Source organism: Pseudomonas sp. LBUM1651 (assembly GCF_059716135.1).
In genome coordinates this window covers 4,124,725-4,151,155 of record NZ_CP166805.1, presented here as the reverse complement: position 1 = coordinate 4,151,155, position 26,431 = coordinate 4,124,725, and the positions used below count along the sequence as shown (strand labels likewise).

General features: G+C 60.3%; 10 protein-coding genes. 4 read left to right on the top strand and 6 right to left on the bottom strand.

The genetic code is table 11. From position 1 onward, the window contains the following. Window positions 1-154: 154 nt before the first annotated feature. Both gmtX and ACA066_RS19420 read right to left on the bottom strand, forming a co-directional pair. Entirely contained in the window at window positions 155-817 is a 663-nt protein-coding gene (gene gmtX, locus ACA066_RS19425) for a gamma-mobile-trio protein GmtX (RefSeq protein WP_497696242.1), read from the bottom strand. After that, window positions 814-1,968, bottom strand: coding sequence for a hypothetical protein (locus ACA066_RS19420; RefSeq protein ID WP_497696241.1), 1,155 nt, complete (start codon window positions 1,966-1,968; stop codon window positions 814-816). The genes gmtX and ACA066_RS19420 overlap by 4 nt, the downstream gene beginning before the upstream one ends. A 646-nt stretch (window positions 1,969-2,614) precedes the next feature. Between ACA066_RS19420 and ACA066_RS19415 the strand changes: the two genes are divergently transcribed. Then, window positions 2,615-17,278 carry a cadherin-like domain-containing protein gene (locus ACA066_RS19415; RefSeq protein WP_497696240.1) on the top strand — a complete coding sequence of 4,888 codons (14,664 nt, stop codon included), beginning with the start codon at window positions 2,615-2,617 and terminating at the stop codon, window positions 17,276-17,278. Between the two features lie 62 nt (window positions 17,279-17,340). On the opposite strand, the gene ACA066_RS19410 is transcribed toward ACA066_RS19415, so the two are convergent. Then, entirely contained in the window at window positions 17,341-18,510 is a 1,170-nt protein-coding gene (locus ACA066_RS19410; RefSeq protein WP_497696239.1) for a helix-turn-helix transcriptional regulator, read from the bottom strand. Window positions 18,511-19,125: 615 nt separating this feature from the next. Then, a complete protein-coding gene (locus ACA066_RS19405) occupies window positions 19,126-20,259 on the bottom strand; it encodes an aminotransferase class V-fold PLP-dependent enzyme (RefSeq protein WP_497696238.1) in 1,134 nt (377 codons plus the stop codon). A 442-nt stretch (window positions 20,260-20,701) separates the two neighbouring features. Between ACA066_RS19405 and ACA066_RS19400 the strand changes: the two genes are divergently transcribed. Both ACA066_RS19400 and ACA066_RS19395 read left to right on the top strand, forming a co-directional pair. Continuing rightward, window positions 20,702-21,556 carry a DUF2242 domain-containing protein gene (locus tag ACA066_RS19400; RefSeq protein ID WP_497696237.1) on the top strand — a complete coding sequence of 285 codons (855 nt, stop codon included), beginning with the start codon at window positions 20,702-20,704 and terminating at the stop codon, window positions 21,554-21,556. 198 nt (window positions 21,557-21,754) lie between these two features. Beyond that, entirely contained in the window at window positions 21,755-21,901 is a 147-nt protein-coding gene (locus tag ACA066_RS19395) for a hypothetical protein (RefSeq protein ID WP_191623712.1), read from the top strand. Window positions 21,902-21,904: 3 nt separating this feature from the next. Here the strand turns inward: ACA066_RS19395 and ACA066_RS19390 are convergent, their stop codons facing one another. Beyond that, the gene (locus ACA066_RS19390; protein ID WP_497696236.1) at window positions 21,905-22,945 is read right to left on the bottom strand and encodes an AraC family transcriptional regulator; all 1,041 of its coding nucleotides are present in this window, start codon (window positions 22,943-22,945) and stop codon (window positions 21,905-21,907) included. Between the two features lie 3 nt (window positions 22,946-22,948). Next, complete coding sequence (locus ACA066_RS19385) at window positions 22,949-24,079, bottom strand: carbon-nitrogen hydrolase family protein (RefSeq protein WP_497696235.1); 1,131 nt, start codon at window positions 24,077-24,079, stop codon at window positions 22,949-22,951. A gap of 209 nt (window positions 24,080-24,288) precedes the next feature. On the opposite strand from ACA066_RS19385, the gene ACA066_RS19380 reads away from it, so the two are divergent. After that, the gene (locus ACA066_RS19380; protein WP_497696234.1) at window positions 24,289-26,328 is read left to right on the top strand and encodes an oxidoreductase; all 2,040 of its coding nucleotides are present in this window, start codon (window positions 24,289-24,291) and stop codon (window positions 26,326-26,328) included. Window positions 26,329-26,431 lie beyond the last annotated feature (103 nt).

The following is a 26,431-nucleotide window of genomic DNA, read 5'->3' as shown; positions in this document are numbered from 1 at the left end:
ATACCCTAACGGTACATAGTTCAATTGAGCAGGGACTGAGAATCCCACAGGTGTCGGCTTTCGAGTCTCCTGGCCTTACGATGTAAAAATACATCCTACGACATCGTAATTCCTAAGCGCCCACGGCAACGTCGGCGCTTTTTCCTTACGATGGTCAGTCGCCAAGTACCTTGCGTATTGCACGGGCGAACCCGACTTCGAACACTAGCCGGCCGCGCTCATTTACTATTTCGCCGTGGCTGTCTTCTCGTAGGCCTCGCTCTTCAAGATATTCAGCTGACACTGCTTTTTTCAAGGCCTGGCGCTCCGAAGGCGTGAGCTGCGCACTCATAGCAAGCACGGTTACTGACTGCGAGCCAGGCCCAAGTGCGACTGTCGCGCCGAGCGGGCGCCGGTCTACGGTTACCTGCGTTTTGGCTTTCAACACGTTCAATTGCGCCTTGAGCCTGTCGCGCTCGGAGATGATGGCCTGCATAATGGAGCGGATAGCCGGATCCTCTATGCGCATCAGATATTCGTGGCTCGCCAGCGCTTTCGCCGGCTTGGGTGCGGGTGGACCGGCGTAGGCGGCCCAGACCCCGATGAGCTCCCGGTAGTCGGCGGACTGAGCGTTGTAGAGCGCTCGGCCCTTCATGATACCTTCGGCTTCGGCCAGACGGCCGATAGCTGGAAGCGAGAAATCGCGAGAGCCGGCATCATGTTGCATACGGCAGAGTTCGTGCATCTTCGCTAGATTCGCGCGCTTGTTGGAGCGGCCTCCCTTGGCGAGCAGCGATTCCAGTACAGCGTCCGGATGGATGTTTGTCGCGCCATTCATGCTTCATCTCCGAAGAGCGCTTTGAGCTTGGCGGGAACTGCTTGGACGGGATTGGTCCTCGGCTGCAGCGCGGTGAGCTCCATGTCAAAGTGCTGGCTGAGGCTCAAGCCTGCGTCCATCAAGCGAATCACTTCCCGCTGGCCAAGCGCCGGATTCCCTGGGTTTATCTGCTGGGCAAGGCGGCGCATGAAGGCGTTGCCAGCAAGCAGTTGCTCCTGTTCGCTCAGCAGCATGAAGATAGGGGGCTGGGCATCGCGATAGAGCACGGCATCGAGCAGCTGACTTCGGCGGAACACTGCCTTACCTGGCTCCAGGTCGGGATAAACCTCGGCGTTTTCGCAGACGCCTGTGAGTTGAAGCAACTCAGATTCAATCTCTTCGAAAGCGATATTCACATCACCCACCGTACCGGCGGCAACGAGTTGCACGACTTCGTCCTGAGGCGAGTCGAGTGTGGCCTTGCAGCGCTCGATTAGACGCCAGCAGGCTACCAAGTCCTCGGCAAGGTCGCTGAAGCGTTTCATGGTGCTCTCCCATACCCGCTCTGCCCGCCGGTAGCCGTTCAACAAGGTGAACGGCTGGCCGGTGTCTTCCGCGTCGGCTTTCTGCTTCTTCAGGTCCTGAAGTTCGTTCTCACGAGCGAGACAGGCATTGCGTGCCTCGTCGAAGTGGTAAGCGAGCGTGTTGAAGTGGGCGGCCAGCGCCGGCAGGTGGTGCGGCTCGGTCACAAACCAACGACAGCGCACGCAATTTCGGCTACCACCGGGCACAGGGCTATATTTTGATCCAACTTTAGCCCCGCCGTTGTAGCAGCCGCCCACCGAATTATTGTCTTGGCCTTCGCTGGTGTTGCCGCCGACCAAGCAAAGTCCGTGGTGCATCGGCATCCAGCCGGCTGGGTTGCGTGCGGCCGGATGTTGGGGGATGGCGGCGGCAAGACTGGACATGCTGTTACAGATCGCCTTTTCTAGGAGTTCGCTATGCTCGGTGTCCAGGAGAAAGTTCTGGATGCTCACTTCTTTGTTCGCTTCTAGTCCCTCAGCTGCCTCGGATAGCACGTCGCGGATGTAGGTTGCGCCAGGCTTCGTGTAATACAGAGTCATCAACAGCCGGCTGTGGCCTACCAGCTTTTGCAGGATGGGGAATGGCACCATTCCCTCCAAAGCCAGTGCAGTGATGAGGGAAACGCGCAGGCTGTAGTTGGTTTTTACCTCGACGACGCGCTGGTTGCTCAGCGGCGACAGCGCTCAGACTGCCCGCATTCAGCTGCGCAATTGGAGAGTCTCCTGCGCAATCGGGGAGGTCGGGTGACTTTGTCCGCAAGCTGGAATTATCGGGATTGACGCCAGCGTTCGATGGCGCCTTGAGGCAGGCCCGAACATCACGGCCCGGATGCCGGGCCCCGACCACATCACACGCAGTCAAAATCCATCAGTTTTTTTCAACTAGAGGATGAGCCGCTACTGAGGATCTCTTGGCGTATCCGGGCGGCCTCGGGGCAGCCATTTTTTTCGTGTTGTCCTTGGCATTCGCCCTGCGGGCATTAGGCCGCCGATTCAGTCCCAGGCACATGGCGGTTTCTGTTCAGACCCGTCATCTCGGCTGGTGAGCCACTACCGAAGGCATTCCGACGTGGGCCCGGTGGCGGTCGCGTATGAGTGGACTCGCATGGAATTCAAGTTGTAGTGGCAAATTCCGATCAAAGGGCCATCCGTTCATTCATATGGATGAGGCCAAGAATAGGCGACCCACTAGTATTAACCGTCAAACTCCCACCGAAAATAAAGGTTATCGGACATGGCTACTATAAATGGCAATGACGGCGCCAATGTTTTGACCGGAACCTCGCTCAGTGACAGTCTCAACGGCTTGGGCGGCAACGATACGCTGAATGGTAACAACGGCAACGACACACTGGACGGCGGAACCGGTAACGACTTGCTGGCTGGTGGGCGTGGCGACGATAGTTACCGTTATGGCAACGGCTACGGCAACGATGTGATCGACAATAGCGGCGGCCTGGCCGCTGACCTCGACAGCATCCGGCTCGGAAATCTCAACGCCAGCCAGATCCGCTTGACCCGTGTGGGCAACGACCTGGTGCTGACGGTCCTCGCCAGTGGCGAGACCCTCACCGTCAGCCAGCATTTCCTCGATGCCGACCATGCCATTGACCGTATTCAGTTCGCCGACGGCAGCCGCTGGGATAGCAGCGCCATCCTCAGCAACCTCTATTACCCGCCAGCCACCCCGACCGCAGGTGCCGACGTCATCAACGGCAACCCCGACGACGATGTGCTGCAAGGCCTGGGCGGCAATGACACGCTGTTCGGCAATGGCGGCAACGACCTGCTCGATGGCGGTAGCGGTGCGGACCGCCTGGAAGGTGGTCTGGGCAATGACACCTACCTGGTCGACGACCTCGGCGATGTCGTCGTGGAGGCTGCCAACAGTGGCGATGACACCGTACAAGCGAGCATCGACTACACCCTGGGCGGCAATGTCGAACGCCTGACCCTGCTGGGCGGCGCCCATCTCAATGGTATCGGAAACACCCTGGCCAACACCTTGATTGGCAATAGCGGAAACAACCTGCTGGACGGCGGTGATGGCATTGACAACCTGCAAGGTGGTGCCGGTAACGACACGCTGTTGGGCGGCGCCGGTAACGACAGCCTGTCCGGCGGCGACGGCAACGATGTGCTCGATGGCGGTGCAGGCAATGACAGCATGGCCGGTGGTGCCGGCGATGACCTCTATCTGATCGCCCAGGCTGGGGATAGTGTCAGCGAGGCATCGGGTGAGGGGACCGATACGGTCCGTGCGTCCATCGCCTACAGCCTTGGTGCGAACCTGGAAAACCTCGAACTCACCGGCACTGCCAGCCTGGCTGGCACCGGCAACGATCTCGACAACCGCCTGACCGGCAACAGTGGCGGCAACACCCTCAACGGTGGATCTGGCAACGACTGGCTGGCGGGGCGCCAGGGTAACGACACCTATGTCTACGACCTGAACTTCGGCAACGACGTCATCGACAACAGCGGCGGCCTGGCCGCTGACCTCGACAGCATCCGACTGGTAAATCTCAACGCCAGCCAGATCCGCTTGACCCGTGTGGGCAACGACCTGGTGCTGACGGTCCTCGCCAGTGGCGAGACCCTCATCGTCAGCCAGCATTTCCTCGATGCCGACTATGCCATTGACCGTATTCAGTTCGCCGACGGCAGCCGCTGGGATAGCAGCGCCATCCTCAGCAACCTCTATTACCCGCCAGCCACCCCGACCGCAGGTGCCGACGTCATCAACGGCAACCCCGACGACGATGTGCTGCAAGGCCTGGGCGGCAATGACACGCTGTTCGGCAATGGCGGCAACGACCTGCTCGATGGCGGTAGCGGTGCGGACCGCCTGGAAGGTGGTCTGGGCAATGACACCTACCTGGTCGACGACCTCGGCGATGTCGTCGTGGAGGCTGCCAACAGTGGCGATGACACCGTACAAGCGAGCATCGACTACACCCTGGGCGGCAATGTCGAACGCCTGACCCTGCTGGGCGGCGCCCATCTCAATGGTATCGGAAACACCCTGGCCAACACCTTGATTGGCAATAGCGGAAACAACCTGCTGGACGGCGGTGATGGCATTGACAACCTGCAAGGTGGTGCCGGTAACGACACGCTGTTGGGCGGCGCCGGTAACGACAGCCTGTCCGGCGGCGACGGCAACGATGTGCTCGATGGCGGTGCAGGCAATGACAGCATGGCCGGTGGTGCCGGCGATGATCTCTATCTGATCGCCCAGGCCGGGGATAGCGTCAGCGAGGCGTCGGGTGAGGGGACCGACACGGTTCGTACGTCCATCACCTACAGCCTCGGTGCGAGCCTGGAAAACCTCGAACTCACCGGCACTGCCAACCTGGCTGGCACCGGCAACGATCTCGACAACCGCCTTACCGGCAACAGTGGCCGCAACACCCTCATCGGTGGTCTCGGCAATGACTGGCTCGCGGGGGGCCAGGGTAACGACACCTATGTCTACGGCCTGAACTTCGGCCACGACGTGATCGACAACAGCGGCGGGCTGGCTGCCGACGTCGATACGCTGCAGCTGTCCGGCCTCAACCCTGTCGACGTGCGTTTCCTGCGTAGCGGTGATGACCTTGTGATGCTGGTGTCCAGCACGCTCGCCACGCTCACAGTCAAGGGCTTCTACCTGGGGGCGGACTACGAGATCGACCGTGTCCAGTTCGCCAATGGCACGCTGTGGAACAGGACGACCCTGCTCGCCAACGTGCAGGCGGGTGCCACCAACGGGCCGGATGTGCTCTTTGGCAGCAATGGCGACGACCTTATCCAGGCCCTGGGCGGCAACGACCAGATCCGTGCACTCGGCGGCAACGACACACTTGATGGCGGTACCGGTGACGACGCCATGTATGGCAGCACGGGAGACGACCTCTATGTGGTCGACAGCACGGGCGACCAGGTCAATGAACTGGCGGATGAGGGCAACGACACCGTCCGGTCCTCGATCAGTTACACGCTGGGCAGCAATGTCGAGAACCTGACCCTGACCGGCTCGGCCAACCTGGACGGCACGGGCAACTCCGGTGCCAACCAGCTCCTCGGCAACGACGGCAACAACCAGCTCAGTGGCGGTGCAGGCGATGACAGCCTCGATGGAGGGGCGGGCAACGACACCTTGCGTGGCGAGGATGGTAACGACTCGCTGCAGGGTGGCGGCGGAGTGGACTTCCTCTGGGGCGGTGCCGGCGACGATATTCTGATAGTCGGAAACAGCCAGACAGGCAGTTTCCTTCTGGGCGAAGCCGGCCACGACACGCTCGATGCACGCAACCTGAGCAACAGCGGCGGCTATGTAAATTTGATCGGCGGAACCGGGAGCGACACCTACCTGGTCGATGGCAGCGGTGACGTCACCATCAGTGATGACAACGCGCTGGGTCAGCTCAACATCGTGCAGTTCGCAGCTGGCATCAATCCGGAAGATCTCCACTTCGTGAGACCGGTGGATAGCTTCAATGAGGCCGGCAACCTGGTGATCGAGTTCCCCAATGGGCATCTCCTGTTCATTGGCAGCATGGGAGCGGCCTATCCGCAGGACACCGGGGAAGGTTTCGGCGTGCAGGCGTTCCGCTTTGCCGACGGCACAATGTGGAGTCGCGCCGAAATCATGCAACGTGCCGGCTGGTATTTCGGCACCAGCCAGAACGACAGCATCACGGGTAGCGATGGCCACGACTACCTGTACGGTTCAGCAGGCGATGACCAGCTCAATGCTCTCGCGGGCAATGACTACCTGAACGGCTGGGATGGTAACGACTCGCTGTTCGGCAACGACGGCAATGATCTGGTGAATGGAAGTTTTGGAGACGATACCGTCAGCGGCGGTGCCGGCAATGACCAGCTGTTCGGCGGCTCCGGCAACGACACCCTGTCTGGCGACAGCGGCAATGATGTGTACCTCTATTCCCTCGGGCATGGTGTGGACACCGTGGACAACCGCAGCGCAAACCTGGGGGATCTCGACGCCATCCTGTTCGACACCTCCATACTGCCCGCCCAGGTGAGCGTCAGCCGGGTCGACGATGACCTGGTGCTGACCCTGAATGCCAGCGACAGCATCACCATCCTTGACTACTTTCTCGGTGGGGTGGCTCAGGTCGACGAGATACGCTTTGGCAATGGCACGGTCTGGTCCCCCGCGACCGTCCTCGCCATGTTCAACTCGTCACCCGGCTCGACCGACGACAGTGTGACCACCAACGAAGATACGCCGCTGCTGTTGCAGGCAAGCGACTTCGGCAACTACAGCGACACCGACGGCGACCCGCTGGCTGTCGTGAAGATCACCGCACTGCCGCAGGCCGGCAGCCTGCAGTATCACAACGGCAGCGCGTGGGTGGCGGTCGCCCTGGGCCAGGAAATCAGCCGGGCCGACCTGGACGCCGGCAAGCTCCAGTTCGTGCCGGCGCAGGATGCCAATGGCTCGGGTTACGCAAGCATCGGCTTCACCGTGGGCGATGGCGAAACTTTCGCGCTCGCAGGCAACACGCTGACGGTCAACGTCACCGCACTCAACGACGCGCCGCTTGGCAGTCCGACCACGCTCTTGGCAGATGGCACCGAGGACACGCCTTACGTATTCACCAACGCCGAACTGCTGGCCGGTTTCACCGATGTGGATGGCGACGTCCTGTCCGTCGCCAACCTGAGCGCCGACAACGGTAGCCTGGTCGACAATGGCGACGGCAGTTGGACCTTCATGCCAGCTGCCAACTACTACGGGCCGGTCAACCTTGGTTATCGGGTGGTCGATGGCAATGGCGGCTCGGTCGCGGCTTCCCTGGGCTTCAATCTGGCACCGGTGAATGATGCGCCGACCCTGCTGACTCCTCTTGCCAACCAACTCAGCGGATTGGGGCACGCCTTCACCTACACCCTGCCAGCCAATACCTTTACCGATGTGGATGAAGGCGACAGCCTGACACTGACTGCCTCGCTGGCCAGTGGGGCCCCCTTGCCATCCTGGCTGAGCTTCGATGTGGCGAGTCGCACCTTCAGCGGCACACCGCCGGCGGGGACGGTGGCGGGGGGCATCGACATCGTCGTGACCGCCACCGACTTGGGTGGGCTTTCGGGCAGTGACGTCTTCACGTTGAGTCTGTACACCATTCTTGGCACGCCGAATGCCGATGTGCTCAATGGCAGTGTGGTGGCTGATGCCATCTATGGCCTGGCAGGTAATGACACGCTCAATGGCTTTGGTGGGGATGACCTGCTCGATGGTGGTACTGGCTACGACCAGCTCTTCGGTGGTCAGGGCAACGATACGCTGCTGGCGGGCAGCGACGCCGATGGCAGCTATCTCTTGGGCGAGCACGGCGACGACTCGCTGACCGGCAGCGGCGGCAGCGACTTTCTGTCTGGTGACAATGGTGATGACACGCTTGACGGTGGCAGCGGCAACGACCAGCTGTATGGTGGGATTGGCAGTGATGTACTCCACGGTGGCGATGGCAATGACTATTTGTATGAATCCGATGGTCAGGTCGCCAGCAGCAATATCATCGATGCGGGTACTGGTGACGACACGATCAATGTCTACCAGAGCAACGCCGACTCCGTCACCACGGTCAGCGGCGGCAGCGGACGCGACACCTACCTCTTGGAGCCCAGCTCCATCGGCCAGCTGCTTGTCAGCGACTTCGCCGCCGGCGCCAGCGGCGACATCCTCAACATCAACACCCTGCTGACCAGCAGCAGTGGCTACAGCGGTGGCAACCCCTTCGATGCGGCGTTGGGCTACCTGCGCCTGGTACAGCAAGGTGTGGATACGCTGCTGCAATGGGACCAGAACGGCACCACCAGCGGTGGCGCCGGCTGGAAGACCGTCATCACCCTGCAAAACACCGATGCCGCAGCGCTAACGACCGAGAACTTCACGCCGGCCGCCCCGCCGGACGGTAGTTCGGTGGGTCTGACGCTGAACGGCACGCCGAACGCCGATGTGCTCAATGGCAGTGTCGTCGACGATGCGATCTACGGGCTGGCGGGCAACGACACACTCTACGGCTTTGGCGGCAACGACCTGCTCGATGGTGGTACTGGCTACGACCAGCTCTTCGGTGGTCAGGGCAACGATACGCTGCTGGCGGGCAGCGACGCCGATGGCAGCTATCTCTTGGGCGAGCACGGCGACGACTCGCTGACCGGCAGCGGCGGCAGCGACTTTCTGTCTGGTGACAATGGTGATGACACGCTCGACGGTGGCAGCGGCAACGACCAGCTGTATGGTGGGATTGGCAGTGATGTACTCCACGGTGGCGATGGCAATGACTATTTGTATGAATCCGATGGTCAGGTCGCCAGCAGCAATATCATCGATGCGGGTACTGGTGACGACACGATCAATGTCTACCAGAGCAACGCCGACTCCGTCACCACGGTCAGCGGCGGCAGCGGACGCGACACCTACCTCTTGGAGCCCAGCTCCATCGGCCAGCTGCTTGTCAGCGACTTCGCCGCCGGCGCCAGCGGGGACATCCTCAACATCAACACCCTGCTGACCAGCAGCAGTGGCTACAGCGGTGGCAACCCCTTCGATGCGGCGCTGGGTTACCTGCGCCTGGTACAGCAAGGTGTGGATACGCTGCTGCAATGGGACCAGAACGGCACCACCAGCGGTGGCGCCGGCTGGAAGACCGTCATCACCCTGCAAAACACCGATGCCGCAGCGCTAACGACCGAGAACTTCACGCCGGCCGCCCCGCCGGACGGTAGTTCGGTGGGTCTGACGCTGAACGGCACGCCGAACGCCGATGTGCTCAATGGCAGTGTCGTCGACGATGCGATCTACGGGCTGGCGGGCAACGACACACTCTACGGCTTTGGCGGCAACGACCTGCTCGATGGTGGTACTGGCTACGACCAGCTCTTCGGTGGTCAGGGCAACGATACGCTGCTGGCGGGCAGCGACGCCGATGGCAGCTATCTCTTGGGCGAGCACGGCGACGACTCGCTGACCGGCAGCGGCGGCAGCGATTTTCTGTCTGGTGACAATGGTGATGACACGCTCGACGGTGGCAGCGGCAACGACCAGCTGTATGGTGGGATTGGCAGTGATGTACTCCACGGTGGCGATGGCAATGACTATTTGTATGAATCCGATGGTCAGGTCGCCAGCAGCAATATCATCGATGCGGGTACTGGTGACGACACGATCAATGTCTACCAGAGCAACGCCGACTCCGTCACCACGGTCAGCGGCGGCAGCGGACGCGACACCTACCTCTTGGAGCCCAGCTCCATCGGCCAGCTGCTTGTCAGCGACTTCGCCGCCGGCGCCAGCGGGGACATCCTCAACATCAACACCCTGCTGACCAGCAGCAGTGGCTACAGCGGTGGCAACCCCTTCGATGCGGCGCTGGGTTACCTGCGCCTGGTGCAGCAAGGCGCCGACACCCTGCTGCAATGGGACCAGAATGGCACGTCTGCCGGCAGTACAGGCTGGCAAACGGTCATCACCCTGCAGAACACCGTGGCCAGCAACCTTACCCTCGACAACTTTGCACCTTCGACCAGCATTACCGGCATTGAGGTGGTAAACCTGAATACGCCCCCTGTAGTCAGCAGTCCGCTGACCGACCAGGAAGCGATCGAGGATGCCGGCTTCAGCTTTACCATAACGGCCAGTACCTTTACCGACCCCGATGCGGGCGACATGCTGACCTACAGCGCCACCCTGGCAGACGGCTCGCCCTTGCCGAGTTGGCTGACCTTTGATGCCGCGAGCCGCAGCTTCAGTGGTACGCCGGGCAATGCTGATGTCGGCAGTCTGAGTGTGAGGGTGACGGCCACCGATGGCAGCAATGCCACGGCGAGCAGTAGTTTCACCCTGAGCATCGGCAACACCAATGATGCGCCTATCGTCAGCGCCCCGAGCGCTTTGCCCTATGGCACGGAAGACGCGGCCTATAACATTACCGCCGCGCAGTTGCTGGCCAACGCCAGCGATTCGGATGGCGACAGCTTGTCCGTCACCAATCTGAGCGCCAACCACGGCACGCTGGTCGATAACGGCGACGGCAGCTGGACCTTCACGCCGGATGCCAACTACAACGGTGCGGTCACGCTGAACTACCAGGTGATCGATGGCCAGGGTGGCTCGGTTGCCGCTACGCAGGGCTTCAACCTGGTGGCGGTGAATGATGCGCCGATATTGCAGGTGGCGTTGTTCGACCAGCTCAACGGGCTGGGGCAGGCGGTTGCCTACACCTTGCCGGCGAATACCTTTGCCGATGTCGATGCCGGTGACAGCCTTGTTCTCAGTGTCCGTCTGCTGAACGGCAATCCATTGCCGGCGTGGCTGAGCTTCGATGCTTCGAGCCGCTGCTTCAGCGGCACGCCGCCGGCAGGGACACAGCCCGGGGGGATTGCTATCACCGTTACGGCGACCGACTCGGGTGGGCTTTCGGTGAGTGATGATTTTACGTTGAACCTGCTGAGTGCTTTGGTCGGTACGCCGAACAATGATGTGCTCAACGGCAGCGTGGTTGACGATGCGATCTATGGCCTGGCGGGCAAAGACCAGCTCTTCGGCTTTGGCGGCAATGACCTGCTCGATGGGGGCAGTGGTTATGACATTCTCTACGGTGGTCAGGGCAACGACACGTTGCTGGCGGGCAATGACGCCGACGGCAGTCAACTCTATGGTGAAGAGGGCAACGACACACTGACCGGTAGTAGTGGCGGCGACTATTTGATCGGTGGCAATGGCAACGATTCGCTGGACGCTGGCACTGGCGACGATTATCTGGATGCTGGCAACGGCGATGACGCGCTGGACGCCGGCAGTGGCAACGACTATCTGTTAGCTGGCAGTGGTAACGACACGCTCGTCGGTGGCAGCGGCGCTGACACGGTGGCGGGAGGCATTGGCAACGACATGCTGGATGGCGGCAGCGGTGATGATCTTTTGGTCGGTGACGACGGTGACGACACGATAGTGGGCGATAGCGGCGCTGACGTTTTGTACGGTGGCGCCGGCAATGACACGCTCGACGGCGGTGATGGCAACGATGCCTTGTATGATTCTGATGTTTCCGGACTGGTCGCGAACGACAGCCTCAATGCCGGCGCCGGTGACGACACCATCGAGGTCATCCAGAGCAACGCCAATTCCGTCACCATGGTCGCCGGTGGCAGTGGACGCGACATCTACCAGTTGCAGCCCAACTCCACGGGCCAACTGCTGGTCAGCGACTTTGCATCTGGTGCCACTGGCGACATCCTCAATATCAACGCGTTGCTGAATAACAGCAGCGGCTACAACAGTGGCAACCCGTTCGACCCGGCGCTGGGCTACCTGCGGTTGGTGCAGCAAGGCGCCGACACGTTGCTGCAGTGGGACCGCGACGGTGCGGGTGCCGTTACGAACAGTTGGCAGACCGTCATCACGCTGCAGAATACCGATGCGAGCACGCTGACCAGTGAGAACTTTACGCCAGCTGCACCGCCGGATGGGAGTTTGTTGGGGCTGACGCTTAATGGCACACCCAACGACGACGTGCTTAACGGCAGCGTGGTTGACGATGCGATCTATGGCCTGGCGGGCAAAGACCAGCTCTTCGGCTTTGGCGGCAATGACCTGCTCGATGGGGGCAGTGGTTATGACATTCTCTACGGTGGTCAGGGCAACGACACGTTGCTGGCGGGCAATGACGCCGACGGCAGTCAACTCTATGGTGAAGAGGGCAACGACACACTGACCGGTAGTAGTGGCGGCGACTATTTGATCGGTGGCAATGGCAACGATTCGCTGGACGCTGGCACTGGCGACGATTATCTGGATGCTGGCAACGGCGATGACGCGCTGGACGCCGGCAGTGGCAACGACTATCTGTTAGCTGGCAGTGGTAACGACACGCTCGTCGGTGGCAGCGGCGCTGACACGGTGGCGGGAGGCATTGGCAACGACATGCTGGATGGCGGCAGCGGTGATGATCTTTTGGTCGGTGACGACGGTGACGACACGATAGTGGGCGATAGCGGCGCTGACGTTTTGTACGGTGGCGCCGGCAATGACACGCTCGACGGCGGTGATGGCAACGATGCCTTGTATGATTCTGATGTTTCCGGACTGGTCGCGAACGACAGCCTCAATGCCGGCGCCGGTGACGACACCATCGAGGTCATCCAGAGCAACGCCAATTCCGTCACCATGGTCGCCGGTGGCAGTGGACGCGACATCTACCAGTTGCAGCCCAACTCCACGGGCCAACTGCTGGTCAGCGACTTTGCATCTGGTGCCACTGGCGACATCCTCAATATCAACGCGTTGCTGAATAACAGCAGCGGCTACAACAGTGGCAACCCGTTCGACCCGGCGCTGGGCTACCTGCGGTTGGTGCAGCAAGGCGCCGACACGTTGCTGCAGTGGGACCGCGACGGTGCGGGTGCCGTTACGAACAGTTGGCAGACCGTCATCACGCTGCAGAATACCGATGCGAGCACGCTGACCAGTGAGAACTTTACGCCAGCTGCACCGCCGGATGGGAGTTTGTTGGGGCTGACGCTTAATGGCACACCCAACGACGACGTGCTTAACGGCAGCGTGGTTGACGATGCGATCTATGGCCTGGCGGGCAAAGACCAGCTCTTCGGCTTTGGCGGCAATGACCTGCTCGATGGGGGCAGTGGTTATGACATTCTCTACGGTGGTCAGGGCAACGACACGTTGCTGGCGGGCAATGACGCCGACGGCAGTCAACTCTATGGTGAAGAGGGCAACGACACACTGACCGGTAGTAGTGGCGGCGACTATTTGATCGGTGGCAATGGCAACGATTCGCTGGACGCTGGCACTGGCGACGATTATCTGGATGCTGGCAACGGCGATGACGCGCTGGACGCCGGCAGTGGCAACGACTATCTGTTAGCTGGCAGTGGTAACGACACGCTCGTCGGTGGCAGCGGCGCTGACACGGTGGCGGGAGGCATTGGCAACGACATGCTGGATGGCGGCAGCGGTGATGATCTTTTGGTCGGTGACGACGGTGACGACACGATAGTGGGCGATAGCGGCGCTGACGTTTTGTACGGTGGCGCCGGCAATGACACGCTCGACGGCGGTGATGGCAACGATGCCTTGTATGATTCTGACGTTTCCGGACTGGTCGCGAACGACAGCCTCAATGCCGGCGCCGGTGACGACACCATCGAGGTCATCCAGAGCAACGCCAATTCCGTCACCATGGTCGCCGGTGGCAGTGGACGCGACATCTACCAGTTGCAGCCCAACTCCACGGGCCAACTGCTGGTCAGCGACTTTGCATCTGGTGCCACTGGCGACATCCTCAATATCAACGCGTTGCTGAATAACAGCAGCGGCTACAACAGTGGCAACCCGTTCGACCCGGCGCTGGGCTACCTGCGGTTGGTGCAGCAAGGCGCCGACACGTTGCTGCAGTGGGACCGCGACGGTGCGGGTGCCGTTACGAACAGTTGGCAGACCGTCATCACGCTGCAGAATACCAACGCCGCAACACTGACCCTCGACAACTTCGCGCCAGCCACGTCCCCAGTCGGCGGTGTGCTCAGTGTGGTCGAAGGTGGTGCCGGCGACGATCCGTTGACCGGTACCGCGTTGGCCGACCGTCTGCTCGGCCGCGACGGCAACGACACGTTGTTTGGCCTGGCAGGCGACGACGAACTCAATGGAGGTGCCGGCAACGATCGGCTCGACGGCGGCGTGGGCAACGACAGCGCGCGCTACAACGCCGGAATGAGCCAGTACACCGTCACCTTCGACCCGCGTGGCTATCTGGTGGTCGAGGCGGGTGCAGGGAGTGGCGAGGCGGGGCGAGATCGGGTCGATGATGTCGAGCAACTGCGCTTTGCCAATGGCACGGTCATGGTCAACGGTGCTCCCGGGGGGGAGCATCTGATCAACACCACCACGGCCAGCGATCAGTATTATCCGAGTGTGGCCGCACTGGCTGACGGTGGTTATGTGGTGAGCTGGATGTCCAGCGGCCAGGACGGCAGCGGGCATGGCATCTACGCGCAGCGCTACGACGCCAGCGGCTCAGCGGTGGGTGACGAGGTACTAGTCAATACCACCACGGCCAACGATCAGGTTTTTCCGAGTGTGGCGGCGCTAACTGACGGTGGGTATGTGGTGAGCTGGACGTCCAGCGTCCAGGGCGGCAGCGGCTTCTACGCGCAGCGCTATGACGCTAGCGGCGCAGTGGTGGGTGATGAGGTACTGGTCAACGTCACCACGGCGAACTATGGGTCCTATGCGAGTGTGACGGCGCTGGCAGACGGCGGCTATGTGGTGGGCTCAGAGTCCTACACCTACTTTCGGAGCGGAAGTATTTATTTACTAAGGGCTGACGTAAGCATGCAGCGCTATGACGCAGCGGGTATGGCACAGGGTGGTGAAATTCATGTCAACACCAGTACGATCGACTTGGATTTTTTCAACAGTCCAAATCAAATGCAACCGATGGCGGCTGGACTCAGCGACGGTGGCTTTGTGGTGATCTACAGCCCGGTCGACAGCGGCTATGACCTCTTCGCGCAGCGCTACGATGTCAACGGTGTCGCGGTAGGTGCTGAGGTGCTGGTCAGCAGCAATACGCAACCGTTTCAGTCCGAGCCGGCGATCGCTGGGCTCGGCGACGGTGGCTATGTGGTGACCTTCAGCCAGTACGACGGCGGTTTTTACCTCTACACGCAGCGCTACGATGCCAACGGTGCAGCGGTGGGGGATAAGGTGCAGGTCAACAGCACTCCGCAGTTCAATCTCTATGAGCCGGCGATTGCAGCGCTCAGCGCCGGTGGCTTTGTGGTGAGCTGGAATGCCCACAATCAGGATGGCAGTGGCGCGGGCATCTACACGCAGCGCTACGATGCCAACGACACCGTGGTGGGAGGGGAAGTGCTGGTTAACAGCACGAACTTCGGTTTCGGGGCGCAACCGACGATCGCCACGCTCAGCGACGGTGGGTATGTGGTGAGCTGGATGTCCAGCGGGCAGGACGGCAGCGGGCATGGGATCTACGCACAGCGCTTCGACGCCAGCGGCCAGGCGGTCGCTAACACGCTGACGCTTGCGGGAGATGCTGGCGACAACCTGATCCAGCTGGGCAGCGGCGACGAGCGCATTGTCGCAGGTGCTGGCAACGACACCTTGTTCGGTGGAGAAGGCCACGACACGGCACTGTATCTGGGTAGCCAACACGACTTTGCCTTTGGTGTGCAGGGGCGAGATCAGATCAGCATCAATGATTTGAATGCTGATGACGGCAACGAAGGCCTCGATGCATTGCATGACTTCGAAACGTTGCGGTTTGGCGATGGTGTACAGCTGCAGGCGCTACGCGGTGAGATGAGGGTCAACAGCACCACGTTTAACTATCAGGCTGAGCCTGCAATCAGCGAACTCAGTAACGGTGATTTTGTGGTGAGCTGGATGTCCCAGGATCAGGACGGTAGCGGTATGGGCATCTACATGCAGCGCTACGACCTCAGTGGTGCAAATCTGGGGGCTGAAGTGCGGGTCAATAGCACCACACTAGAAGAACAGCGGGGGCCGGTGATTGTCGCTCTCAGCGATGGTGGGTATGTGGTGAGCTGGCAATCCTTCGGTCAAGACGGCAGCGGGAATGGGATCTACGCGCAGCGCTACGCTGCCGGTGGCGTAGCGGTGGATGGTGAAGTTCGGGTCAATAGCACCACGTTTAACAATCAGTCGAATCCTGTGATCAGCGCGCTCCGCGACGGTGGGTATGTGGTGGGCTGGACATCCGACGGCCAGGACGGCAGCGGCTCTGGAATTTACACGCAACGCTACGACGCCAGCGGTATCGCGGTAGGCGACGAGGTGCGGGTCAACAGCACTACGCTCGACTCTCAGTATCAATCGGCGATTAGCGCGCTCAACGACGGTGGCTATTTAGTGAGCTGGACCTCCAACGGCCAGGACGGCAGCGGCTCTGGAATTTACACGCAACGCTACGACGCCAGCGGTATCGCGGTAGGCGACGATGTGCGGGTCAACAGCACTACGCTCGACTCTCAGTATCAATCGGCGATTAGCGCGCTCAACGACGGTGGATACGTGGTGAGCTGGATATCCAGCAACCAGGACGGCAGCGGCTCTGGAATTTACGCACAGCGCTACGACGCCGGCGGGACAGCGCAAGGGGGGGAAGTGCGAGTCAACAGCACGACCCAAGGTCAGCAGGAGCAACCAACGATCGCCGCTCTCAACGACGGTGGATATGTGGTGAGCTGGATATCCAACAACCAGGACGGCAGCGGTGCGGGAATTTACGCACAGCGCTACGACGCCAGCGGTGCCTCGGTGGGTGACGAGGTGCGGGTCAACAGCACCACTATCGACAATCAGCATCAACCGGCGATCAGCGGACTTAGCGACGGTGGTTATCTAGTGAGCTGGACGTCCGACGGCCAGGACGGCAGCAGATCAGGCATTTACAGCCAACGCTTCGACGCCAACGGCAACCCGGTCGTCGACCACCTCGAATGGACTGGCGACGCCTCGGCCAACCTGATCCGCAGTACCGTCGAAACCGACTGGTTCAACGGCGGCGCTGGAGCCGATACCTTCCAGTTCGCCCAGTTACCTGGCGCGCGTGCCGATCTGATCACCGACTTCACCCAAGGCAGCGATCTGCTGGCGCTCAACACAGGCGTGTTCAACCTACAGGGCCAGACAGTCGCCGAGGCGCTTACCAATGTTAACGGGGGGCAAAACGAGGCGGCAGGGGCTAACCTGGTGTTCAATCAGGATGACCATACGCTCTATTACGATGCCGACGGCACCGCCAACGGCAACGCTGTCGCGGTGGTGACGCTGGTCGGTGTGACGACCCTGACGGCGAGTGATATGGCGGTATTTGCCTGACAACCCGCTCTTCACCCGCCGATCAGTCGGGTGAAGAGTGCGCCTGGCGATATCAGGGGTATTCAGCTACCGACGATTCTTGTTGATGGCAGGGACGCCATCAGCCGCACCAGGGCGGTCTGGCGTGAGGTTCCCGTTTTATCGAAGAGGTGGCGAAGATGGGTGCGAACGGTGGGAAGCTTAAGGCCCAACGACAAGCCGATTTCCTCTGGTGATTGCCCGTCCAATAAAAGCTTTGCGATCCGAACTTCTGCTGGCGAACACCTGTAGAGTGAAGTGAGCCAATACTCTATATCGGTGAAATCTCCTTGATGGGAATCAAAGAGAATAAGCACCCCTTGATCGATCGCAAAGTCTGCATGCACGCCATGAGACTGCGGCACAGGAATGACCGAAAGGTGGAGGTTGCAGCCATTTCTCAGCGAGCGCGTAGTCATGATCCCCGGCTCTGCTTTTGACGCCCTCGAACACTGCCTGGCCGCACTGAAACTTACGCTGCTGGCGCCACGAATGAGTGCTGACAATTTCTGCTGGTGGCTGGTGTCGGCACACACCAAGTGTTGTTTCTCGATGCGGATGCAGTGCTCAACGACGAGGAGTGCATTGGCTGCACTGTTGGCATAAATCACTTTCCCGGAGCTGCTGCAAACAATCACGGGCTGAGGCAGTTTGTCGATAAAATTCGAGCCGAGTTCAATTTGACCGGCTTGCTGCTGCAGGCGTTGGCCAAGCTTCAAGCTGCGTTGCAAATGAGGCGTGATTCTATTCAACAGTGGCAGGTGTTTTTCCCGGCTGAATGCCTGGGCCTCATCGAGTAGCCCGAATGAAATATCCACGTTGCTCGATACCAGAAGGCTTGTACCTGTTCCATACCTGAAGCCATTCGGAATCAGATAGTCCTGATAGAACTCACTTCTTGAAACATAGCGCTCGTCAAAGTGTTCCTGGCAAAGTATCCAGTTGCCTGAAGGAAGGCTTGAACTCTTGGCGCCGCGCGGATCGATGGCGCCATAGTGGTCTATGTAGGCTTGGTGGGCAGCGGATATCCGACGCTCATCCCCTCCACAGTAGGACTCGATGACCTTGCGGGTACGATGGTCGGAAATGTAAAGGTGAGCAATTGTGCAGTTTGTCATTTGCGCCAGACGGCTCAGTACAGTGCTCCATTGCGCCGTTGACCAGGCTGATTCATAGATGTCTCCAAGGAGCATTTCGAATTGATCAAGGTCCATGTCGCCTATCCTCGAGATCAAAGCTGTCATTGATCAAACATGCTTTGGCAGTATAGGTCTGCACCAGAGGTGTCTGCCTGCTCATGAACCCGAACATTTCATTCAGGCACAACATCGAACCGCAGGGTTCATCCGTATGAATAATGTGATATCGGGTGACTTCATCATCTTCGGTCCTGCTTGCGGCATCCAAGGGTGCCGGATCATCAGTAAACGGGAGGTGATCCGGTAAAGCGGTTTTCATAGTAGCTGTGGCGCAGTGGTAACCCACTGAGCCGTTAAGGAGCCAATGGCGGGTGATCCCGGTGTTAGCGCACTTGTCCGCTATTGTCCGATTTCTGCCTGTCGCCACAGTCAGCTTTGGGTCGACCCAAGGCATACAGCCGCCAATCATCACGCCCCGTGAAAGGCTTCGTTGGAACCCTTTTTTGTAGCGCTGAAGGGCGCACGTGTCAGTAAGACGCGTGCACGGGCTTTCCCTTGTGGTTCTAACATGACGTCCGGACGACCAGCGTCATATTCGTCGAAGATCAGCGCCATGGGCCGGCAGTGCCCAGGGCAGGATGCCTTCCTGGAATTCACAAGTTCGGTATGTGCTGCGGGCAAGATGAGGGCTTAGTTAACCATTACCTCGTCCAGTGCCTGCTCGAGGGTGCTGACCGTGCGCTCGATATTGTGCAGCTTTTCGAGTCCGAACAGACCGATGCGGAAGGTCTGGAAATCGGCCGGCTCGTCGCATTGCAACGGCACTCCGGCGGCGATCTGTAGGCCGTGGTTGGCAAATTTCTTACCGCTCTTGATGTCGGCGTCATCGGTGTAGCTCACCACTACGCCAGGGGCCTGAAAGCCGGCTGCGGCCACGCTTTTGATGCCTTTGCCGGTCAACATTGCGCGCACCCGATCGCCCAGAGCCTGCTGTTCGTCGCGGACCTTGTCGAAACCGTAGGCTTGCGTCTCTTTCATCACTTCGTTAAATCGCGCGAGGGAATCGCTGGGCATGGTCGCATGGTAGGCATGTCCGCCCTGTTCGTAGGCCTGCATGATCTGAAGCCACTTTTTCAGATCGCAGGCGAAGCTGCTGCTCTGCGTCTGTTCGATGCGCTCGAGAGCCAAAGAACTGAGCATGACCAGGGCGCAGCAAGGGGAGGCGCTCCAGCCTTTCTGCGGTGCGCTGATCAGCAGGTCGACTGCGCATTTCTGCATATCAACCCAAAGCGTGCCTGAGGCGATGCAGTCCAGCACGAACAGGCCACCCACCGCATGCACGGCGTCGCCGACGGCCCGCAGGTACTCGTCGGGCAGGATAATCCCTGATGAGGTTTCAACGTGGGGGGCGAAAACAATCTGCGGCTTCTGCGCCTGAATGGCTGCCAGCACTTCGTCCAGAGGGGGTGGGGCGTAGGCAGCCTGGCGACCCGTGTCGACCGGTCGGGCTTTCAGCACCGTGGTGGCCGCCGGGATGTTGCCCATCTCAAGGATCTGGCTCCAGCGATAACTGAACCAGCCGTTGCGTATCACCAGGCATTGCTGGTCGGTGGCAAACTGTCGCGCCACCGCTTCCATGCCGAATGTGCCGCTGCCCGGGACCACCGCAACAGCCTGGGCGTTGTAGACCTGTTTCAGGGGCCTGGAAATGTTCTTCATCACGCCTTGAAATGACTGCGACATGTGGTTGAGCGAGCGGTCGGTGTAGACCACTGAGTACTCGACCAGCCCCTCGGGATCGATACTGAGATATAGCTTTGACATGGGTGACTCCTTTGGCAGAGATCTCAGTGGTATCGACCCTGCCCTAAGCCTTTGCAAATGACAAATTTGCTCGGGATTGAATTGCAACTTCTGTCGAGCGGCCGGCATCATCAGGTCGATTACTGGACGTAGCAATGCTCGCAGGTGGCTGCTGAGTTGTGGGAGGGTGGGCCTTAAAGGTTCCTACCTCCTTACGTTCGGTCGATCTCGAAAGACCCTAACTATGTATTCCCAAGAGGGGGGAATAATGAAAAGCCGGGGTTTTTTGTGGGCGCAGGAAAAGCTGGCAGGCGCTATCCGTCGCCTGAGTTTCTTGCCGAACGACTTTTCCCTGTAAATGGCAGTCATTACACTTGTAACTGTTTCCAGACACTAATCGGTGCGACGCTAAGCATCGATCTGTTGCACAATACGCCCCGGACCGTTTTCTTCAGGATGTTCAATGTTTAAATCATTTCCCGTGCGGGTTGTCGGGCTGGCGTTGGTGCTGGCGGCCGCGGCCGGTTGCTCGTCGAAAAAAGCCCCCATCTATGAGCATGAGAACTTCGACGACTCCGGAACGTTTTCGCGCAACTATCCGGTGACCGATGCGCAAACCTGCGAAGCCGCCCGTCGGGCGCTGCTCAGTCAGGGCTACATCATTACCAGCAGCGATCCGAAACTGATCAGTGGTCACAAAAGCTTCCAGCAGACTGGCGATACCCACATGGAGATCAGTTTCAGTGTGGTCTGTGCCGATGATGGCAGCGAAGGGCACCACGCCACCATGTTTGCCAACGCATTGCAGGATCGTTATGCGCTGAAGAAGACCAATAACTCCGCCAGCCTTGGCGTGGGCGTGCTGGGTTCGGTATCGATGCCGATCGGCTCGTCCGATGATTCGATGGTCAAGGTTGCCAGCGAAACCGTTTCTTCGGCGAAGTTCTACGAGCGCTTCTTCACCCTGGTGGAATTGTTCCTGCCGCCGGAAGCGAAAAAAGCAGCACACATCGTCGAGAAACCGAAAACCGACCTGGGCGTGCCTGAAACCAAGGCCACACCGGCTGCATTCGCGCCGGAATCTGCGCCCGCCGCTGAGCCTGCACCGGCACCGGCCTCGGAACCGGTTGCACCGCCACCTGAGCCCGCACCGGCACCTGCCGCGGAACCGGTTGCACCACCACCTGAACCCGCACCGGTTGCCCCGGCCGAAAACGCCGAATCGGCTCCGTCGACGGAAAACGTCACGCCACCGCCGCAGTCGGATTTGCCTCCTCCGAGCGAACCGATTCCCGCCATGCCGGTCACCAGCCAGTAATCGCTCCTGACGTTCGGGGATCAGCTCACAGCTCATCGATCCCGGAACAGCGTTCAAGATTGATCCGCGTCAAGCCAGGCGTATTCCTACAGCCTTTATCGAAAAAATTCTGTGATAAATTCCTGACCGCCTGCTACGTTTTATTCAGTAGCGGCGAAGCGTCGTGCCTGCGTCATTTTTCTTTCACGCGGGCACTTTATGCTCAAGGCGCTGGTCATTTATTCAAGCGTTTTTTCAATGAGCTGTGGGAGATTCACGATGGACGATTACCAAGAAGAGCTGCTCGAGTTTCAGGCGTTTGAACTGGACCCACTGGAACCGGCTGAAGACGCTACCGAGCTGTAAGCGTCAGGCGGATTGGCGGTGACTGCGGCGAAATTCGCCGGGTGTCTGACCGCTCCAGCGTTTGAAAGCGCGTTGAAACGCTTCGGCTGAGGCAAAGCCCAGCAGGTAGGCGATTTCACCGAACGCCAGTTCGGTATCGCGAATGTAGGTCATGGCCAGGTCGCGACGAGTGTCGTTGAGAATTGCACGAAACTGCGTGCCTTCCTCGGCGAGTTTGCGGCGCAAGGTCCAGGTAGGCAGCTTCAGGCGTGCCGCCACTTCTTCCAGGTCGGGTTCCCGGCCACCATTGAGCAACGGCCCCAGTAACTGAGTGATGCGTTCACGCAGGCTGCGGGTGCGTGTCAGCTGTTCCAGTTCCCGTTCACACAGTTGCAACAAGTGCCGCCACGTGCTCGGGCAGTGCAGCGGGTTGCGCTGGGCGAGGCTGTCCAGGCTCAGGCGCAGCTGGTTCTGTTCGGCGCCGAACTGGATCGGGCAATCGCCCAGCACCGCATAAGCGTCGCGGTAATCCGGTTCGTCGAACTCGATTTCGATGCGCTCGGCGTACAAGGGAACAGGACTGACGCTGGACAATTGCTGTAACCATCCGGCAATGATCGAATCCACCACGAAGCGGTTATAGGCGTTGTAAGGGCTGATGGAATAGAACCGCAGCCAGGCACCCCGGGCGTCTTCGTGAAAGCTCGATTGGCCACGATAGTTGGAGCCGTACAAGGCTTCGAAGCGAATCAGGCAGCGTGCCGCTTCCCGTACCGTTGGCGCCTGCGCGGCGGTGACCCCGGCCAGACCGGCCTGGCTCAGACGGCTGAGCTGGCCCATGCGCAAACCCAGCGCCGGGTTATCGGTCAGTTGAATCGCGCCGTGGCCCAGGCGCATGTAACGCGGGATCGAGAGGCGGGCGCAGGCTTCGCTCAGGCGAGCCGGGTCGAGGCCGTATTGATCCAGCAGGGGCTGAGGGTCCAGGCCGTGGCTGCGTACCGCATCGGCCAGGCTGTGAACAAAGCCCACCGACAGATCACCCAGACGCACCGGCAACGGTTTCATGGCTTACAACCAGAGGTTCAGCAGGCGTGCACCACGGACATTGCCGCCGGCAAAATGCTGCCCGTTGCTGCTGAGAAAACTTTGCCCGGCGCTGCCCTGGTCCCAGAACTGCCCGCGCAGGAATACACTCATGCCGGCGATGGCCTGGCTGCTGGGCGGTTGAGCGGTCAGTGTCAGGCGATGCCAGGCCTGGCCTTCGCTGAGCTCGCCAGCCTTGAGACTGACGGAGCCGGGCGTCGACAAACCTTTGTAACCACGCCATGGCTTGTCCCAGGTACCGCGACCGCTGACGAACGCCGGGACCGCGACCAGCTGCGCACCCTGATCGTCGAGTTTGCGGTAGTTGTCCGGGTACCAACTGTCGCTGCCGATCAGCACGCCAAGGCGACCCGCCGGGGTATCGACGACGTTGAGCGTGTGTTCGCCATTGGCCTTGATCACATCGTGCTCGGCGAAAATCGGATGCATCTGGCGCTGTGGTTGGCCAATCGGCAGACCATCGCGACCGAACACCACGCTGCTGTTGTACAACGCACCACGGCCGATTTTCAGGGTGCCGTCGATGATGCTCGGTTCGGGTAGCACGATGGAGCCCGCCACCAGTGTCACGTGAAATTCTTTCGCCAGACCACCGAACAGCGCCTGGTAATCCTTGGCCATGCCTTTGGCTTTCATACGCAGGTGCGCATCGTCCAGGCGGTTGTCGCCCTTGGCGCTGATCAGGGCGCGGACGAACTTCAAGGGATTGCTCACCGCCAGCCAGTTCATGGCTTCCTTGATGGTGTTGGCCTGGTACAGCTCGTCCTTTTCGCCACTGACCATCAACCAGGTGCCGACATGTTCGGGCAGCACGACGATGGTTTTTTCATTCAACAAGCCCTGCTCCTGGGCTTTCTGCAGATAGGCCGCGAGTTTTCGGTGCAGGCGCTCGGAGCTTTGATAGTCGGTGGGAAACAGTTCTGGCTGGATGCCCAGCAGGTTGCCGCGATCGGCAGGCGTGCCCTGATCGATGGCGAGATCGATACGCAGGTCCGACAGGTAATGACCCACCGGACGGTCCGCGGCCCACATGGCGTAGGTCGTCAGGGCGGCAATCAATGCCATGGAGAAGGTCAGGTACAGAAGTTTGCGCATGGGAAAACAGTCAACGGCCGTGTGCAGGGTTCGTTGACTAGGGTAGGGCCCATGCCGGCGCTTGCCAAGGGTTGCTGCGCATTTGGATCAATAAGTTGTCAGTTACGGTCATTGAGCGACCGAAGGACTGCTCATAGTCTGTTACACAAGACAGAGGGGCGCCAAAGAGCGCCCACACTTTTCCGTGATCGCTCGTTGTGGAGTTACCGATGACCGCCGCTCATTACCCGCACCTGTTGGCCCCGCTGGACCTGGGTTTTACCACGCTGCGCAACCGCACCCTGATGGGGTCGATGCACACCGGTCTCGAGGAGAAACCCGGCGGTTTCGAACGCATGGCTGCCTACTTCGCCGAGCGTGCCCGTGGCGGCGTTGGCCTGATGGTCACTGGCGGTATCGGCCCGAACGACGAAGGGGGTGTGTATTCCGGCGCGGCCAAGCTGACCACTGAAGAAGAAGCGCTCAAACACCAGATCGTGACCCGCGCGGTGCACGAGGCGGGCGGCAAGATCTGCATGCAGATTCTTCACGCCGGCCGTTATGCGTACAGCCCGAAACAGGTTGCCCCGAGCGCCATTCAGGCGCCGATCAACCCGTTCAAGCCCAAGGAGCTGGACGAGGAAGGCATCGAGAAGCAGATCAACGATTTCGTCACTTGCTCGACCCTGGCGCAAAAAGCCGAGTACGACGGTGTAGAGATCATGGGTTCCGAAGGTTATTTCATTAACCAGTTCCTCGCGGCCCACACCAACCACCGCACCGACCGTTGGGGCGGCAGCTACGAAAACCGCATGCGCCTGCCGGTGGAAATCGTCCGCCGTGTGCGTGAAGCCGTTGGCCCGAATTTCATCATTATCTTCCGCCTGTCGATGCTCGACCTGGTGGAGGGCGGCAGCACCTGGGAAGAAATCGTGACGCTGGCCAAGGCCATCGAGCAGGCCGGAGCGACGATCATCAACACCGGTATCGGCTGGCACGAAGCGCGGATTCCGACCATCGCCACCAAAGTGCCGCGCGGGGCGTTCAGCAAAGTCACCGCCAAGTTGCGCGGTTCGGTGAGCATTCCGCTGATCACCACCAACCGCATCAACACCCCGGAAGTCGCCGAACAGATATTGGCGGAAGGCGATGCCGACATGGTCTCCATGGCGCGGCCGTTCCTCGCCGACCCTGACTTCGTCAACAAGGCCGCCGCTGGCCGTGCCGATGAAATCAACACCTGCATCGGTTGCAACCAGGCGTGCCTCGATCACACGTTCGGCGGCAAGTTGACCACTTGCCTGGTGAACCCGCGGGCCTGTCATGAAACCGAACTCAATTACCTGCCGGTGCAGCAGCTCAAGAAGATCGCTGTGGTCGGTGCCGGCCCTGCGGGTCTGTCGGCCGCCACAGTGGCCGCCGAACGTGGCCATCAAGTGACGCTGTTCGATTCTGCCAGCGAAATCGGTGGCCAGTTCAACGTCGCCAAGCGCGTGCCGGGCAAGGAAGAGTTCTTCGAAACCCTGCGTTACTTCAACCGCAAACTGCAAACCACCAACGTCGAGCTGTGCCTGAACACCCGCGTCGACGTGGCGAAACTGGTGGAAGGCGGTTACGACGAAATCATCCTCGCTACAGGCATCGCGCCTCGCACGCCAGCGATCCCGGGCGTCGAGAACGCCAAGGTGCTGAGCTACCTGGACGTCATCCTTGAGCGCAAACCGGTGGGCAAACGTGTTGCAGTGATCGGCGCGGGCGGTATCGGTTTTGACGTGTCGGAGTTCCTGGTGCACCAGGGCGTGGCCACCAGCCTGGACCGCGAAGCCTTCTGGAAAGAATGGGGCATCGACACGCATCTGGAGGCGCGCGGCGGCGTGGCCGGCGTCAAGGCCGAACTGCATGCACCGGCCCGTGAAGTGTTCCTGCTGCAACGCAAGAAAACCAAGGTCGGCGACGGCCTGGGCAAGACCACCGGCTGGATTCACCGCACCGGTCTGAAGAACAAGCAGGTGCAGATGCTCAACAGCGTCGAATACCTGAAGATCGATGACGAAGGCTTGCACATCCGCATCGGTGAAACCGGCGAGCCGCAAGTGCTGGCGGTGGACAACATCGTGATCTGCGCCGGGCAGGATCCGTTGCGTGAGTTGCAGGACGGGTTGGTCGCGGCCGGGCAGAACGTGCATTTGATTGGCGGCGCGGACGTGGCGGCGGAGCTGGATGCGAAGCGGGCGATCAATCAGGGTTCGCGGTTGGCTGCGGAGTTGTAATCACCGCAATCTCTGTGGCGAGGGAGCTTGCTCCCGCTGGAGGCCGAAGGACTCCTTCTATCAGCGATGGTGTTGTGTCAGGTTAATCACCATTGCTGATTTT